Genomic DNA, 14,964 nt, shown 5'->3' with positions numbered 1-14,964 from the left:
GCAGCATGACCGACATCACCGAGACCGAGGTTGCCCCCGAGGCCACCGAGGCGCCGGCGCCCGTCGCCCGCGCGCCGCGTGGTGACCGCCCGATCCAGACCGTGGGTCGGCGCAAGGAGGCCATCGTCCGGGTCCGTATCGTCCCGGGCACCGGCAAGATCACCTGCAACGGCCGCGACCTCGAGGCCTACTTCCCGAGCAAGGTGCACCAGCAGCTCATCAAGGACCCGCTGGTCACCGCCGAGAAGCCCGAGGCGTTCGACGTCATCGCCAACCTGCGTGGCGGCGGCACCACCGGCCAGGCCGGTGCGCTGCGGCTGGCCATCGCCCGTGCGCTGATCGTCAGCGAGCCGGACGACCGCCCGGCCCTCAAGAAGGCCGGCTTCCTCACCCGGGACGCCCGGGTCAAGGAGAGCAAGAAGTACGGCCTCAAGAAGGCCCGTAAGGCTCCCCAGTACTCGAAGCGCTGATCTTCTCCAGCGCGTTGTACTTCTGACGGACGGCCGGTCCGCCTCCCCCGACCGGGGAGGTGGGCCGGCCGTTCCGCTTTCTCCTCATCGGCAGTTGCTCATCGGAGGTTGGCGGGTATGGGTCGGTTGTTCGGCACGGACGGCGTACGCGGGCGCGCGAACGCGGATCTCACGCCCGAGTTGGCGCTCGCGCTGGCCGTGGCCGCCGCGCACACACTCGCCGAGACGGACCGCAGTCACCCACCGCTCGCCGTGGTCGGTCGGGACACCCGGGCCAGCGGCGAGATGCTGGAGGCCGCCGTCGTGGCCGGGCTGACCAGTGCCGGCGCCAACGTCGTCCGCGTCGGCGTGCTGCCCACCCCGGCCGTGGCGTTCCTCACCGCCGAGGCCAAGGCCGACCTCGGGGTGATGCTCTCCGCGTCACACAACCCCATGCCGGACAACGGCATCAAGCTCTTCGCCGCCGGCGGCCACAAGCTGCCCGACGAGATCGAGATGCGGATCGAGGCGGCCGTCGAGACGAACGCCACCACGGCCTGGGACCGGCCGACCGGCGCGGGAGTCGGCCGGGTGCACGACCTGCTCGACGGCGCGGACCACTACGTCCAGCACCTCGTCGGCACCGTGCCGCACCGGCTCGACGGGATCAAGGTCGTGGTGGACTGCGCGAACGGCGCCGCCGCCGACGTCGCCCCCGTCGCGTACCGGGAGGCCGGGGCCGAGGTCATCGCGATCCACGCCGAGCCCGACGGTCTGAACATCAACGACGACTGCGGCTCCAACCACATCGAGGCGCTCCGCGCGGCCGTCGTCGAGCACGGCGCCCACCTCGGCATCGCGCACGACGGCGACGCCGACCGCTGCCTGGCGGTCACCGCCGACGGCGACGAGGTCGACGGCGACCAGGTCATGGCGATCCTCGCGCTGGCCATGCGGGAGGCCGGGACCCTCACCCAGGACACCCTGGTGGCGACCGTGATGAGCAACCTCGGTCTGCGGCTGGCGATGTCCGCGCAGGGCATCCGGCTGGTCGAGACCAAGGTCGGTGACCGGTACGTGCTGGAGGAGCTGCGTGCGTCCAGCCTCGCGCTCGGCGGCGAGCAGAGCGGCCACATCGTCATGCCGGCCCACGCCACCACCGGCGACGGGGTGCTCACCGGTCTGCACCTCATGGCCCGGATGGCCGCCACCGGCCAGTCGCTCGCCGAGCTGGCGTCGGTGGTCACCAAGCTGCCGCAGGTACTGATCAACGTGCCGGTCGGCGACCGGACCGTCGGGGCGAACGCGCCGGCCGTCCGCGCCGAGGTCGAGCGCGCCGAGGCGGAGCTGGGGGAGACCGGTCGGGTGCTGCTGCGCCCGTCGGGCACCGAGCCCCTGGTCCGGGTGATGGTCGAGGCCGCCACCGAGGCGACCGCCCGCGAGGTCGCCGAGCGGATCGCCGCGCTGGTGCGTACGGCCAGCCCCGCCGCGTCCTGACCGGCCGCACGTCGGGCCGCCGGGCGTCGACCCGGCGGCCTGGCCGCGTCAGCGCGTCAGAGCGCGCAGCCGGGTGACCGCCTCGGCCAGCACCTCCGGGCGCTTGCAGAACGCGAACCGGACCAGCCGCCGGCCCGCGTCGACGTCGTCGTAGAACACCTGGGTAGGCACCGCCACGACGCCGCAGCGCCCCGGCAGTGACCGGCAGAACTCCATCCCGTCGGTGCCACCGAGAGCGGTGACGTCGGCCGTGACGAAGTACGTGCCCTCCGGCGTCAGCACGTCGAACCCGGCGTCGGTGAGGCCGCCGATGAGCTGGTCGCGGCGCTGCTGAAGGCCGTCGCGGAACCCCGTGTAGTAGTCGTCGGCCAGGGCCAGCGCCACGGCGACCGCCGGTTGCAGCGGCGCCGCGTTGACATAGGTGAGGAACTGCTTCACCCGCAGCACCGCCGAGACCAGCGCCGCCGGGCCACTCACCCAGCCGATCTTCCAGCCCGTGCAGGAGAACGTCTTGCCGGCCGACGAGATGCGCAGCGTCCGCTCCCGCATGCCGGGCAGCGATGCCAGCGGCACGTGTGCGCTGGACGCGTCCGTGAACACCAGGTGCTCGTACACCTCGTCGGTGACCGCGTACGCGTCGAACTCCTGGCACAGCTCGGCCACCAGCGCCAGCTCGGCCGGCGTGAACACCTTGCCGGTCGGGTTGTGCGGCGAGTTGAGCAGCACCAGCCGGGTGCGCGGCCCGAACGCCGCCCGCAGCGCCGCCGGATCGAAGGCGTACCGGCCGTCCGCGCCGGGACGCAGCGTGACCGGCCGCCGGACCGCGCCGGCCAGTGCGATCGAAGCGGCGTACGAGTCGTAGTACGGCTCGAAGCACACCACCTCGTCACCCGGTTCGCAGAGAGCGAGGATGCTGGCCGCCACCGCCTCGGTCGCGCCCGCCGTGATCACGATCTCGCCGTCCGGGTCGTACGCCAGGTCGTAGAACCGGCGTTGGTGCGCCGCGACGGCCGCGCGCAGGGTGGGGATCCCCGGACCGGGCGGGTACTGGTTCTGCCCGCCGCGCAACGCCTCGGCGGCGGCGGCCAGCATCTCCGGCGGCCCGTCCGTGTCCGGGAAACCCTGGCCGAGGTTGACCGCCCCGGTCCGTACGGCGAGGGCGGACATCTCGGCGAAGATCGTCGTGCCGAACGGCCGCATCCGGGCCACCAGCGGGTCGACATCGGTGCTCGTCGTCACCTGCGCCAGCCTACGGTGAGGCCCGGGCGGAGCCCAGCCTCACTCCGGGGTGCACCAGATGCTGCCGTAACTCTGCTCCCTGATGACCACCGGTTTGCCGGCGCCGGTGACCGTGATGTTGCATCCGAGTGGGCCGGGGTCTTCGATGTCGGGCTGGCTAACCTCCAGCCGGACCTGGCTCTGACCGTTGGTCCGGATGGTCATGCGCCAGGGCAGTTTCGCGCCGTCGACGTGGATGAGGTCGCTCTCGGCGTCGAAGAACGCGATGTCCGCCCGGCCCGCCCCGGTGACCTCGTAGACCACCGTCACCGGAGCCGGCCCCGAGGTCGGGCGCGTGACCGGCTTCCTGGTCGGCCCCGCCGTGGTGGTGTCGGGGACGACGGGTGGGCTGGGCTCCGGTGGGTAGCTCGGCGGCCAGGTGTCGTCGCCGAAGGGGTCGCTGTCGTACGGGTCCTCGGCGACCGAATCCGGGACCAGTTGGCCGAGCAGTGTTCCGGACACACAGAAGCACCCACACCCGAGGACGGCGAGTACCGCGACCACCGCGGCGACGATCCCGACCACCCGACCGGCGCCGCCACCGGGACGCTGGGCCGGCGGATGGCCGGGATAGAGGTACGGCGGCGGGTAGCCGGGCGGCGGATAGCCCGGCACCGGGTAACCCGGCGGATAGCCGGTCGAGGGCTGCCCCGGCGGCGGGGGTGGTGGCCAGGCGCCCGTCGCGGCGGGATCGGGCGTACCCGGGACACCGGCGGGATCGGGCGTCCACGAGGTGCCGGTGGCGTCGGGTGCCCACCCGGACGTGGGCGGGGGCGCCCAGGGCGTCGGGGGTGCCCAGGGCTGGCCCGGTGCCAACGGATCCGGCATCGGGAAGGCGCCCGGCGCGGCCCAGCCGGGCGTCGTCCCGGGTGGCGGCTCCGGCGATGCCTGCCCGGCCGTCGGGTCCGGCGGCGTCGGGGCGGGGTCCGGAGGTGGAGTCGGAGACGACTCGGGGGGCGGCGCGTCGGACATGGCTGCTCCGGACGGGAGTGGGTAAGGGGTCGAGGAGCCAGCGGAGCGTGCGCCGAGCCCGCCGGAAGAGTGTCGTACGCGCCGACCGTCCCGCAACCCCGTCCGGTCTCGTGAAACGACGGCCCGGCTCGTGACGCTCGTCCCATTGCGGCCACCGACCGCCGATCGCTCAAATTCGGTGCTTGTTTAGCCGGCTTTCGAGCACCCATGGTGAGCGAAACTGGGTTAGGCTGCGGGCCATGTGTGGAATCGTGGGATACGCCGGCGCGCGCCCGGCGCTGAGCATCGTGCTCGACGGGCTGCGGCGGCTCGAATATCGGGGCTACGACTCGGCGGGCGTCGCGATCGTCTGCGACGACCAGCTCCTGACCGAGAAGAAGGCCGGCAAGCTCGCCAACCTCGAGAAGGTGCTCTCCGAGCGGGCCGCCGACGACCCGACCTCCTGCGCCGCGAGCCCGATCGGCATCGGCGACGGCACCACCGGCATCGGGCACACCCGGTGGGCCACCCACGGCGGGCCGACCGACCGCAACGCCCACCCGCACCTCGCGCCCGACGGTCGCGTCGCGGTGATCCACAACGGCATCATCGAGAACTTCGCCAAGCTCCGCGCCGAGTTGGAGGCCGACGGCGTCCAGTTCAGCAGCGACACCGACACCGAGTGCGCCGCGCACCTGCTCTCCGCCGCGCTGGCCGACCTGCGCGCCGCCGGCCAGCCGGACGGCCCGCAGCTGCTCGCCGCCGGCATGCGTGTCGTGTGCCAGCGGCTGGAGGGCGCGTTCACCCTGCTCGCGGTCGACGCCTCGGTGCCCGGCGCGGTGGTCGGCGCCCGGCGCAACTCGCCGCTGGTGGTCGGTCGGGGCGACGGCGAGAACTACCTGGCCAGCGACGTGGCCGCGTTCATCGAGCACACCCGCGAGGCGGTGGAGCTGGGGCAGGACCAGATCGTCCTGATCACCGGCGACAGCATCGAGATCACCGACTTCGACGGTCAGCCGGCCAGCGGCAAGGACTTCCACATCGACTGGGACTCGTCCGCCGCCGAGAAGGGCGGTTACGACTGGTTCATGCTCAAGGAGATCGAGGAGCAGCCGCAGGCCATCGCCGACACCCTGCTCGGCCGGCTCACCGAGAGCGGCGAGATCGCCCTGGACGAGGTCCGCCTCAGCGACCAGGATCTGCGCGACGTCGACAAGATCTTCATCGTGGCCTGCGGCACCGCGTACCACGCCGGCCTGGTCGCCAAGTACGCCATCGAGCACTGGACCCGGATCCCGTGCGAGGTGGAGCTGGCCAGCGAGTTCCGCTACCGCGACCCGGTGCTCGACCGGTCCACGCTCATCGTGGTGATCTCGCAGTCCGGCGAGACGATGGACACCCTGATGGCCCTGCGCCACGCCAAGGAGCAGAAGGCCCGGGTCCTCGCCATCTGCAACACCAACGGCTCGACCATCCCCCGCGAGTCCGACGCCGTGCTCTACACCCACGGCGGGCCGGAGATCGCCGTCGCCTCCACCAAGGCTTTCCTCACCCAGGTCGTCGCCTGCTACCTGATCGGCCTGCACCTGGCCCAGGTCCGCGGCATCAAGTTCGCCGACGAGGTCGGCGCGGTCGTGGCCCAGCTCCAGGAGATGCCGGGCAAGCTGCGCGAGCTGCTGGACCGCATCGAGCCGGTCCGCGAGCTGGCCCGCGAGCTGAAGTCCGAGCCGACCGTGCTGTTCATCGGCCGGCACGTCGGCTACCCGGTGGCCCTCGAAGGCGCGCTCAAGCTCAAGGAGCTGGCGTACATGCACGCCGAGGGCTTCGCCGCCGGCGAGCTGAAGCACGGCCCCATCGCCCTGATCGACAAGGGCACTCCGGTGATCTGCGTGGTGCCCTCCCCGGTGGGCCGGGGCATGCTGCACGACAAGGTCGTCTCCAACATCCAGGAGGTCCGGGCGCGCGGCGCGCGGACCATCGTGATCGCGGAGGAGGGTGACGAGGCCGTCGTCCGGTACGCCGATCACCTGATCTACGTGCCGCGTACGCCCACCCTGCTGGCCCCGCTCGTCACCACGGTGCCGCTACAGGTGTTCGCCGCCGAGATCGCCGCGGCCCGGGGGCACGACGTGGACCAGCCCCGCAACCTGGCCAAGTCGGTCACCGTCGAGTAGCCGCCAGTCACCTCCCGGAGCCCCGGCCGCGCCGCACCCGCGGTGGCCGGGGCTCCGTCGTCGACGCCGCGTCCGGTGGCCCGGACACCGTCGTTCGCGACCCCGGTCCCGTCACCGGCCCAGCACGACGCGGGCCATCCCGTCCAGCGCCGGGTTGTCCGGCTCCCAGTACCCGGCGTGCCCGCCGCGACCGCTGCGGAACACCCGGCCGCCGAACCCGGCGTCCGCCGGGTCGTGGCCGAACCACAGCTCCGAGCCGGGCCGATCCGGCCAGGCCAGCACCGCCGCGAGCGGAGCAGCGCCCAACAGGGCCGGACGACCCAGCTCGTCCACCGGCCGGGCCAGGCGGATCACGTCGTCGGGTGCCCTGCTGGCCCAGACCTGCCCGGCCGGTACGCCCAGTTCGTCGGCGTGCGCCACGCCCACTCCGGGCGAGCCGACGAACATCAGCGCATCGGCCGCCAGCCCGTGCTCCCGGGCGGCCACGCCCACCACCAGCGATCCGTAGCTGTGCCCGAGCACCGTCTGCCGGGCCGGTGGGCCCTCGTGGGTGGCGCGCAGCCCCTCCTGGAAACGGTGCAGTGCCGGGCCGGCGTCCCGGGCCTGGCCGGACGACGCCGCCTCGGTCAGGAAATCCGGCGCGTCGTAATCCAGCCACAGCACCGCCGCGCTGCGCTCACCCGGCGCGAGCGCCGCGCAGCGGGCCAGCACCCGCGCGGCCCGGCCCAGCTCGCCGGGTGCGTCGTCAAGCCCGGCGGTCATCCCCGGCACGTACGTGAGCACCCGGTCGGCGTGGTCCGGGTCGTCGAGCGCCACCACCACCCGCCCCTCGCCGGTCGGATCCAACCCCAGCAGGTACGCCCGGGGCGCCCCGCCGGCCAGTCGCTCGGTGAGCGCGTCCAGGCCGGCCAACCGCGCCGCGAGCGCGCGCAGTCGTATCGACGCCAGCGGTCCCGGTGGCACCCGGGCCGACAACCGCCGCCGCTCGGCCAGCAACTCTTCGCGCCGCGCGCCGAGCAGCAGGCGGTTGGCCTGGTCGCGCGCCGCCACCGGTACCCCGTCCAGGGCGCCGACCAGCGCCGGTTCGTGCCCGACCAGCCAGCGCCGCTGGGCCGGGGTCAGCCCGGACCACCAGGCGCGTACGACCGACGGCGGCGCCCCGGCGGCCGGTCGGCCGGGCGGTGCCTGGGACGCCCAACCGGCGCCCGCGGCACGGGCCAGCTCGGTCAGCCGGTCCGCCGCCGCCCGATCCGCCGCGTCGGCGCGTTCGATCGCCGCGCGCAGCGCCGACGCCACTCCCGCCACCGCGATCGCGGCCGTCGACGCGGGTTGCGCCGGGGCGGCCCGCACCACGCCGGCCCGATCCACCGTCAGACCGGCCGCCTCGGCCCGGGCGACCGCCTCGGCGAGCTGGGCCTTCGCCACGGCGAGCTGTCCGGCCAACTCGGCCAACGCCTGGTCGGTCTCGATCAGCGCCGGCGCCACCGACGTCACCTCGTCGCGGAGACCGGTGAGCCGGCCGTTCGCCGCCGTGGCCGCCGCACCGGACCAGCCACTTTGCAGCCGCCCGGCCGTTCCGGCCAGCTCATCGGCGTGCCGGTCGACGGAGCCGGTCAACCCGGCCCAGGCCGATCCGGCCGCCCGCCACCCGGCCGGATCGGCGGCCCAGAGCTGCCGGTAGCCGACGCCGCTCACCGGGGCACGGTGACGAACCGACCGGCGGCCCGATCGTCGACCGTCTCGTACGCCTCGGCGGCGGCACGGACCCCACCGGCGGTCGCCGCCACGGCCGCGCCCAACCGGCAGAACCAGGCGTGCCCGGCCGCCTCCAGCCCCGCCAGCGCCGTGGCCGTCCGCCAGCCCGGCACCGGCACCAGCAGCCCCGGCACCCGCGCCAGACCCCACGCCAACCGGTACGCCTCGTCGTCGAGCGCGCTGGCCTCCGCGCGCAGCTCCTGCGGCCGGACGGCGAACGGCTCCTCGGTCATGACCCCACCCCCGTGCTGGATCGGCATCGACGCGTTGAACGCTAGGGAGAGCCGGGCCACGACGGAGTGCCCTGTGGACGGCGGGCTGCGGTCGTACCCCGGTCTGTCCACAGGCGTTGTCCACGGCGGGCCCGACGGCTAATCTGCCGCCCCTGCCGCCGGTAGGGTGGTCTGGTGATCGTCGCTGTCGGCCTCGACGTCGTCCTGGTGGACCGGTTCACCCGGTCCCTTGCGCGGACGCCGCTGCTCGCCGACCGGCTCTTCACCGGCCCGGAGCGGGTCACCCGTTCCGGCGGTCCGCGCTCGCCGGAGTCGTTGGCCGCCCGCTTCGCCGCCAAGGAGGCCGTCGCCAAGGCCCTCGGCGCTCCGGCCGGGCTGCGGTGGCACGACTGCGAGATCGTGCCTGACTCCGACGGCCGGCCGTGGCTGAGCGTCTCGGGCACCGTCGCGGCGGTGGCCGCCGAGCGTGGGATCAACCACTGGCATCTGTCGCTCTCGCACGACGGCGGGATCGCATCGGCGATGGTGGTCGCGGAACGGTGACGTCGGCCGGGTGGGCCGTGCCGGCCAGCCCGCGAAACGGATGGGACACGGTGACATGAGACCGGTGTGGCGGGTGGCCGACGTACGGGCCGCCGAGGCGGGGCTGATGGGCACGCTGCCGGAGGGCACGTTGATGCAGCGTGCCGCGGCCGGGCTGGCCCGACGGGCCGCCCTGCTGCTCGCCGAGCGCGGCGGCGTGTACGGCGGCCGGGTGCTGCTGCTCGTCGGCTCGGGCGACAACGGCGGCGACGCGCTCTATGCCGGTGAGCGGCTGGCCCGCCGGGGCGTCGAGGTCTCCGCCCTGCTGCTCACTCCGGGACGGGCGCACGCTGCCGGGTTGGCCGCGCTACGGGCCGCCGGTGGCCGGCTGGTCGACCGGCCCGCCGGCCCCGTGGACCTGGTCCTCGACGGCATCGTCGGGATCGGTGGCACGGGTGGGTTGCGGGCGAACGCGGACGAGGTCGCCCAGCGTCTGGACGGCCTGCGCGGGCGCGACGGTCAGCGGGCCACCGTCCTGGCCGTGGACGTACCGAGCGGGGTCGCGGTGGACACCGGGCACGTGCCGCTGTCCGCGTCCGGTCGGCCCACCGCCGTCCGCGCGGACGTGACCGTCGCCTTCGGCGCGCTCAAGCCCGCCCTGGTGGTCGGGCCGGCCGCCGCCCTGGCCGGAGAGGTGGAGCTGGTCGACATCGGGCTGCGGCCCTGGCTGCGGGGCACCCCCGCGCTGACCGTCACCGAGTGGTCCGACCTGGAGCGCTGGTGGCCGGAGTTGGGCGCGGCGTCGGAGAAGTACACCCGGGGTGTGGTGGGGGTGGCGACCGGCTCGGCGACGTACCCGGGCGCGGCGGTGCTCTCCGTCGGCGGTGCGCTCGCCGGGCCGACCGGGCTGGTCCGGTACGCCGGTGGGGCCCGCGCCGAGGTGCTGCACCAGCACCCCTCGGTGATCGCCACGCCCCGGGTGGCCGATGCCGGCCGCGTGCAGGCGTGGGTGTGCGGCTCCGGGCTGGGCACCGGCGACGACGCGGCGGCCGAGCTGCGGGCGGTCCTGGCCACCTCGGTGCCGGTGGTGCTCGACGCGGACGCGTTGACCCTGCTGGTCGACGGCTCACTCGCCGACCGGCTGCGCGGCCGGGACGCCCCGATCGTGGTCACCCCGCACGACCGGGAGTTCACCCGGCTGTGCGGGGAGGAGCCGGGCGCCGACCGCGTCGGGTCCGCGCTGCGCCTGGCCGCCTGGATGAACGCGGTGGTGCTGCTCAAGGGGGACCGCACGGTGATCGGCACGCCGGACGGCCGGGCGTACGTCAATCCGACCGGCACCCCGGCGCTGGCCACCGGCGGCACCGGGGACGTGCTGGCCGGGTTGCTCGGCGCGCTGCTGGCGGCCGGGGTGCCGGCGGATCGGGCGGCCGCCGGGGCCGCGTACCTGCATGGGCTGGCCGGTCGGGAGGCGGCCCGGAGTGGCCCGGTGACCGCGCCCGACGTGGTGACCGCGCTGCGTCCGGTCATCGCCCGGCTGGGCTGATCGTCCGGTTCCGACCGGATCGGACCGGCGGGCCGTGCGTCGCCGCCCACGGTGATCAGGCTGGAAAGTAGGCTGGGCGCATGTGGCAGGCCGAGGTACGCGTCGATCTTGACGCGATCCGTGAGAACGTGAGCCGGCTCCGCTCCGGCACCACCGCCGAGCTGATGGCGGTGGTGAAGGCCGACGGGTACGGCCACGGCATGCTCCCGGCCGCCCGCGCGGCACTGGACGCCGGGGCCGACTGGCTCGGTGTCTGCACCCTCGACGAGGCGCTCACGCTGCGCCGGAACGGCATCACCGCGCCCGTGCTGGCGTGGCTGCTCGCGCCCGGGCTGCCGCTGCACGAGGGCGTCAGCGCCGGGGTGGATCTCAGCGCCGCCAGCCTGCCGCAGCTCGACGAGATGATCGAGGCGAGCCGGCGTGCCGAGCGCCCCGCCCGCCTGCACCTAAAGATCGACACCGGGCTGTCGCGGGGCGGCGCCACCGTCGCCGACTGGCCGGCTCTGCTCGACGCCGCCGCGAAGGCCCAGGCCGACGGTCTGGTCGAGGTGGTCGGTGTGTGGAGCCACTTCGTGTACGCCGACATGCCCGGCCACCCGACCACCGACCGGCAGCTCGCCGTCTTCCACGAGGGACTGGCCATGGTCGAGCGGGCCGGGCTGCGCCCCCGGTGGCGGCACCTGGCCAACTCGGCGGCCACCCTGACCCGCCCCGACACGCACTTCGACCTGGTCCGTCCCGGGCTGGCCATCTACGGACTGTCCCCGGTGGCCGGCGAGACGTACGGGCTGCGGCCGGCGATGACCGCCCGGGCCCGGGTGATGCTGACCAAGCGGGTACCCGCCGGGACCGGCGTCTCCTACGGCCACACCTACACCACCGAGTCGGACGCGAACCTGGCCGTGGTGCCGCTCGGGTACGCCGACGGTGTGCCCCGGCACGCGTCCAACACCGGGCCGGTGCAGCTCGCCGGCGCGCGCCGGACGATCTCCGGACGCGTCTGCATGGACCAGTTCGTGCTCGACTGCGGCGACGACCCGGTGGCCGACGGCGACGTGGCGACCCTGTTCGGCAGCGGCGCCGACGGCGAGCCGACGGCCGACGACTGGGCCGAGGCGGTCGGCACGATCAACTACGAGATCGTCACCCGGTTCGGCAGCACTCGGGTCCCGCGCGTCTACGACGGCGAGCGCCCCTGATGGCGTACCGCATCCCGCGCCCGCGGACCGCGGCCGGCCGCGTCGCCGGCCTGGTCGGGGCCGCGGTCGGGGTGGCGGCGGCCGGCCTGGCCGCCGGCGTCGCGACCGAACGCACCCTGGTCCGCCGGCTCAAGACCGACCCGACCGACCGCTACGCCGACGAGACGTTCGGCGAGCAGAGGTACGACGAGGCGTTCCGACTGGAGCTGCCGGACGGCACCGACATCCACGTCGAGGTGGTCGAGCCGACCCGCCCGGTGCCGGGGCGCCCGACGGTGGTGCTGGTGCACGGCTTCTGCCTGGACATGGGCACCTTCCACTTCCAGCGCAAGATGCTCGCCGAGCGCGGTGACTACCGGATCGTGGCGTACGACCAGCCCGGTCACGGCCGCTCCGGCCGGTTGGAGACCGGCGAGTACGACCTGGCGGTGCTCGGCCGGACACTGCGCCAGGTGATCGACCGGGTCGCCCCGGAAGGGCCACTGGTGCTGGTCGGGCACTCGATGGGCGGCATGACCATCATGGCGTTCGCCGAGCTGTTCCCGGAACTGTTCGGCGACCGGGTGGTGGGCACGGTGCTGATGGCCACGTCGGGCGGTCTCGTCGCGGAGACCAAGCTGGTCGCCCCGGCGCTGCTGGGCCGGGTCGGTGGTCCGGTGCTCTACATGGTCAGCAACGCCACCCGCTACGGCGGCCCGGTGATCGACAGGGCCCGCAAGTCGACGTCGAACGTGGCCTGGTTGTTGACCCGCAAGTACGGCTTCGGCACCCGCAAGCCCAGTCCCCGGCTCGTGTCCTACGTGGAGACCATGAACTCCCGGACCTCGGCCGACACGGTGACCCGGTACCTGCGGACCCTCGCCACGCACTCGCGCTTCCCGGCGCTGGCGGCGTTGGCGAACGCCCCGGTGCTGGTGGTCGTCGGCGACAAGGACATGATCACGCCGGTGACCCACTCCGAGGAGATCGTCCGGCGGTTGCCGCACGCCGAGTTCATCAAGATCAAAGACAGTGGTCACGTGGTGATGTTGGAGCACGCCGACGAGGTCAACGCCGCGCTGGAGCGGTTCCTCGAATCACTGGAGAGCATGGAGGACCGGTGAGTTTCGTCGTCAAACTGCCGACCGTCGAGGACACTCGGGAGTTCGGCCGCCGGCTGGCCGGGCTGCTGCGGGCCGGCGACCTGGTGCTGTTGACCGGCCCGCTGGGCGCCGGCAAGACCGCCCTCACCCAGGGCGTCGGTGCCGGGCTCAACGTCCTCGGGGACGTCACCTCGCCGACATTCGTGATCGCCCGTGTGCACCGGCCCGATCCGGCCCGGGGCGGCCGGGTGGCCCTCGTGCACGCCGACGCGTACCGGCTGGGCGCCGCCAGCGACCCGCGCGCCGAGATCGACGACCTGGACCTGGACGCCTCGGTGGACGAGTCGGTGACCGTGGTGGAGTGGGGCGAGGGCCTGGTGGAGCAGTTGGTGGACGCGCACCTGCGGGTCCGCATCGACCGCCGCGACGACGACACCCGGATCGTCGAGATGGACCCGGTCGGTGGTGACTGGGCCCGGCGGTTGGCCGAGCTGGGTTAGGGCGCGACGCTGTCGGACCGGGTGCCTAGAGTGCGGGGGACCGACCCGCGCTGGAAGAGGTTCCTGATGTCCGACGATGCCCCCGCCCTGGATCTGCTGGCGCTGCTGCCGGAGCAGTGGCGTGCCGTGCTCACCCCGCACCTTGATCCGGCCCGCACGGCCGCGCTGGCCGAGTTCGTCGCCCGGGAGTACGCGACGCAGACCGTCTTCCCGCCGGTGGAGGATCTCTTCTCGGCGTACCGGCTCTGCCCGCCGGAGGCCACCCGGGTGCTGATCCTCGGGCAGGATCCCTACCATCGGGCCGGGCAGGCGCACGGGCTGAGCTTCAGCGTCCGCGAGGGCGTGTCGGTGCCGCCCTCGCTGCGCAACGTCTTCAAGGAGCTGGGCGAGGACGTGGGCGTGCCCAAGCCGCGCAGCGGCAACCTCGACGGTTGGGCGGCGCAGGGCGTGCTGCTGCTCAACGCGGTGCTGACCGTCCGTCAGGCCACTCCCGGCTCGCACGCGAACGCCGGCTGGGAGGAGTTCACCGACGCCACCATCCGGGCACTGGACGCCCTGCCGGACCGGGTGGTCTTCCTGCTCTGGGGCGGTTACGCCCGCAAGAAGGCCGGCCTGGTCACCAACTCTCGGCACGTGGTGCTGGAGGCCGGTCACCCGAGCCCGATGAACCCGCGCGGCTTCCTGGGCAGCCGCCCATTCAGCGCGGCCAACAAGGCCCTCGCCGACGCCGGCCGTCCCACCATCGACTGGGAGCGCACCGCCGGCTGACCCCGCGCTGCGCGCCGGCGGGGTCTCTGGTGCGTACCGTGCTGCCGGCGAGACCTCGTGGCTCTCGCTCTGGGGCTCGGGTCAGCCGTCGGTAGCGAGTTGCCGCGCCCGGTAGCGGCGCAGTAGATCGGCGGCCCGCGGCTCGGTCAGCTCCAACTCGACAAGCGGCACCACCCGATAGTCGCGGCCACCGTGGCGCACCTCGATCGTCTCGGGCAGCTCGTCGCACATGGTCGCCCTGATCTCGCCGTACAGGGTCGACCAGCGGTGCTCGCCCGGTTCCTCCGGCTCCAACCACACGCCGCCGAACTCTTCCCAGCGGGCGTTCCAGCGCTGGCCGTAGTTCGCCTCCAGCCAGCCGGTGAACCGCTTCGAGTCCTGCCAGCGGAGGGCGATCTCGACGGCGTCCACCGGCACCGGCGCGCCCTGCAACAGCGCCGCCGTGCTGCCGGTCAGTACCTGTGGGAAGTCCTTGAGCGCGTCCATCATCCGATCCAGTCCCAGGTCGTCGACGCGCTCGGCGATCGGCCGGGCCGCCAGTTCGTCGATGCGGGCATCGAGGTGCGCGTCCAGAGGTTCGACCGCGACCACCAACTGCACGTCCATCGCGGCGAACAACCGCTCCAGCGTCGGAATGCTCGGCGAGCGCTCGCCGCGTTCGATCCGGGCCACCGCCGCCTGGCTCACCTCGGCGAGCCCGGCGAGCTGGCGCTGGCTCAGCTCACGTTGTTGACGTTGTTGCCGTAGTACGGCGCCGAGGAGGTTGCCGAGGCGAGTCGATGGCATCCCGGCATGCTGGCCCACGTCGAGCGTTCCCGACAGCCCCGCGGCGGATTGACGACTCCCGGTCTTCCAGGCCGAGATCAGCATGATCGGAGCCGCGTCGCCGAGCGACGGCGGCAATGCTGATGAGGCTGATGCCTGTGAGTCATCAAGATGACTGACAGGCATCAGCCTCATCAGAGTGGTCGCCGTCGGGTCGCATAGCGTTCGGGCGGCCGGCCTGCGGC

The 14,964-nt window shown here is 73.7% G+C and carries 14 protein-coding genes; 9 read left to right on the top strand and 5 right to left on the bottom strand.

Going from position 1 to position 14,964, the window contains the following annotated elements:
• Window positions 1-5 precede the first annotated feature (5 nt).
• Together rpsI and glmM are read left to right on the top strand one after the other, a co-directional pair.
• Window positions 6-470: a 30S ribosomal protein S9 gene (rpsI, locus tag ACQPZK_RS27605; RefSeq protein WP_139582597.1), complete on the top strand. Its 465-nt coding sequence runs from the start codon at window positions 6-8 to the stop codon at window positions 468-470.
• A 117-nt stretch (window positions 471-587) separates the two neighbouring features.
• Window positions 588-1,946, top strand: a complete 1,359-nt coding sequence (gene glmM, locus ACQPZK_RS27600; RefSeq protein WP_433535725.1) for a phosphoglucosamine mutase — start codon at window positions 588-590, stop codon at window positions 1,944-1,946.
• 48 nt (window positions 1,947-1,994) lie between these two features.
• On the opposite strand, the gene ACQPZK_RS27595 is transcribed toward glmM, so the two are convergent.
• Together ACQPZK_RS27595 and ACQPZK_RS27590 are read right to left on the bottom strand one after the other, a co-directional pair.
• Window positions 1,995-3,146, bottom strand: coding sequence for a pyridoxal phosphate-dependent aminotransferase (locus tag ACQPZK_RS27595; RefSeq protein WP_433539335.1), 1,152 nt, complete (start codon window positions 3,144-3,146; stop codon window positions 1,995-1,997).
• Window positions 3,147-3,224: 78 nt separating this feature from the next.
• Complete coding sequence (locus tag ACQPZK_RS27590; protein WP_433535724.1) at window positions 3,225-4,196, bottom strand: MmpS family transport accessory protein; 972 nt, start codon at window positions 4,194-4,196, stop codon at window positions 3,225-3,227.
• A 239-nt stretch (window positions 4,197-4,435) separates the two neighbouring features.
• Here ACQPZK_RS27590 and glmS point away from each other — a divergent pair, with 239 nt between their 5' ends.
• Complete coding sequence (gene glmS / locus ACQPZK_RS27585; protein WP_433535723.1) at window positions 4,436-6,349, top strand: glutamine--fructose-6-phosphate transaminase (isomerizing); 1,914 nt, start codon at window positions 4,436-4,438, stop codon at window positions 6,347-6,349.
• 111 nt (window positions 6,350-6,460) lie between these two features.
• Here the strand turns inward: glmS and ACQPZK_RS27580 are convergent, their stop codons facing one another.
• A complete protein-coding gene (locus ACQPZK_RS27580; protein ID WP_433535722.1) occupies window positions 6,461-8,044 on the bottom strand; it encodes an alpha/beta hydrolase in 1,584 nt (527 codons plus the stop codon).
• The gene (locus ACQPZK_RS27575) at window positions 8,041-8,337 is read right to left on the bottom strand and encodes a hypothetical protein (RefSeq protein ID WP_433535721.1); all 297 of its coding nucleotides are present in this window, start codon (window positions 8,335-8,337) and stop codon (window positions 8,041-8,043) included. The genes ACQPZK_RS27580 and ACQPZK_RS27575 overlap by 4 nt, the downstream gene beginning before the upstream one ends.
• 174 nt (window positions 8,338-8,511) lie before the next feature.
• On the opposite strand from ACQPZK_RS27575, the gene ACQPZK_RS27570 reads away from it, so the two are divergent.
• The 6 genes from ACQPZK_RS27570 to ung all read left to right on the top strand — a co-directional run bounded on the left by ACQPZK_RS27570 (window position 8,512) and on the right by ung (window position 13,954).
• A complete protein-coding gene (locus ACQPZK_RS27570; protein WP_433535720.1) occupies window positions 8,512-8,880 on the top strand; it encodes a holo-ACP synthase in 369 nt (122 codons plus the stop codon).
• A gap of 55 nt (window positions 8,881-8,935) precedes the next feature.
• Window positions 8,936-10,405 carry an NAD(P)H-hydrate dehydratase gene (locus tag ACQPZK_RS27565; RefSeq protein WP_433535719.1) on the top strand — a complete coding sequence of 490 codons (1,470 nt, stop codon included), beginning with the start codon at window positions 8,936-8,938 and terminating at the stop codon, window positions 10,403-10,405.
• 80 nt (window positions 10,406-10,485) lie between these two features.
• The gene (alr, locus tag ACQPZK_RS27560; protein ID WP_433535718.1) at window positions 10,486-11,604 is read left to right on the top strand and encodes an alanine racemase; all 1,119 of its coding nucleotides are present in this window, start codon (window positions 10,486-10,488) and stop codon (window positions 11,602-11,604) included.
• Window positions 11,604-12,707, top strand: coding sequence for an alpha/beta fold hydrolase (locus ACQPZK_RS27555; protein ID WP_433535717.1), 1,104 nt, complete (start codon window positions 11,604-11,606; stop codon window positions 12,705-12,707). The genes alr and ACQPZK_RS27555 overlap by 1 nt, the downstream gene beginning before the upstream one ends.
• Entirely contained in the window at window positions 12,704-13,186 is a 483-nt protein-coding gene (gene tsaE, locus ACQPZK_RS27550) for a tRNA (adenosine(37)-N6)-threonylcarbamoyltransferase complex ATPase subunit type 1 TsaE (protein WP_433535716.1), read from the top strand. Before ACQPZK_RS27555 ends, tsaE begins: the two co-directional genes overlap by 4 nt.
• A 66-nt stretch (window positions 13,187-13,252) precedes the next feature.
• Window positions 13,253-13,954, top strand: coding sequence for a uracil-DNA glycosylase (ung, locus tag ACQPZK_RS27545; protein ID WP_433535715.1), 702 nt, complete (start codon window positions 13,253-13,255; stop codon window positions 13,952-13,954).
• An 81-nt stretch (window positions 13,955-14,035) separates the two neighbouring features.
• Here ung and ACQPZK_RS27540 read toward each other — a convergent pair whose 3' ends face one another.
• Window positions 14,036-14,740 (bottom strand): helix-turn-helix domain-containing protein, encoded by a 705-nt coding sequence (locus ACQPZK_RS27540; RefSeq protein WP_433535714.1) that lies wholly within the window; start codon window positions 14,738-14,740, stop codon window positions 14,036-14,038.
• Window positions 14,741-14,964: the final 224 nt, after the last annotated feature.

It is taken from the genome of Micromonospora sp. CA-249363 (assembly GCF_050950185.1).
GTDB lineage: Bacteria > Actinomycetota > Actinomycetes > Mycobacteriales > Micromonosporaceae > Micromonospora.
This window is presented reverse-complemented; position numbering and strand designations above follow the sequence as displayed.

What these genes read in the sequence shown, in the direction of transcription:
- rpsI (WP_139582597.1), top strand. Translation starts at nt 6, where the DNA reads ATGACCGACATCACCGAGACCGAGGTTGCCCCCGAGGCCACCGAGGCG.
- glmM (WP_433535725.1), top strand. Translation starts at nt 588, where the DNA reads ATGGGTCGGTTGTTCGGCACGGACGGCGTACGCGGGCGCGCGAACGCG.
- ACQPZK_RS27595 (WP_433539335.1), bottom strand. Translation starts at nt 3,146, where the DNA reads ATGCGGCCGTTCGGCACGACGATCTTCGCCGAGATGTCCGCCCTCGCC.
- ACQPZK_RS27590 (WP_433535724.1), bottom strand. Translation starts at nt 4,196, where the DNA reads ATGTCCGACGCGCCGCCCCCCGAGTCGTCTCCGACTCCACCTCCGGAC.
- glmS (WP_433535723.1), top strand. Translation starts at nt 4,436, where the DNA reads ATGTGTGGAATCGTGGGATACGCCGGCGCGCGCCCGGCGCTGAGCATC.
- ACQPZK_RS27575 (WP_433535721.1), bottom strand. Translation starts at nt 8,337, where the DNA reads ATGACCGAGGAGCCGTTCGCCGTCCGGCCGCAGGAGCTGCGCGCGGAG.
- ACQPZK_RS27565 (WP_433535719.1), top strand. Translation starts at nt 8,936, where the DNA reads ATGAGACCGGTGTGGCGGGTGGCCGACGTACGGGCCGCCGAGGCGGGG.
- alr (WP_433535718.1), top strand. Translation starts at nt 10,486, where the DNA reads ATGTGGCAGGCCGAGGTACGCGTCGATCTTGACGCGATCCGTGAGAAC.
- ACQPZK_RS27555 (WP_433535717.1), top strand. Translation starts at nt 11,604, where the DNA reads ATGGCGTACCGCATCCCGCGCCCGCGGACCGCGGCCGGCCGCGTCGCC.
- ung (WP_433535715.1), top strand. Translation starts at nt 13,253, where the DNA reads ATGTCCGACGATGCCCCCGCCCTGGATCTGCTGGCGCTGCTGCCGGAG.
- ACQPZK_RS27540 (WP_433535714.1), bottom strand. Translation starts at nt 14,740, where the DNA reads ATGCCATCGACTCGCCTCGGCAACCTCCTCGGCGCCGTACTACGGCAA.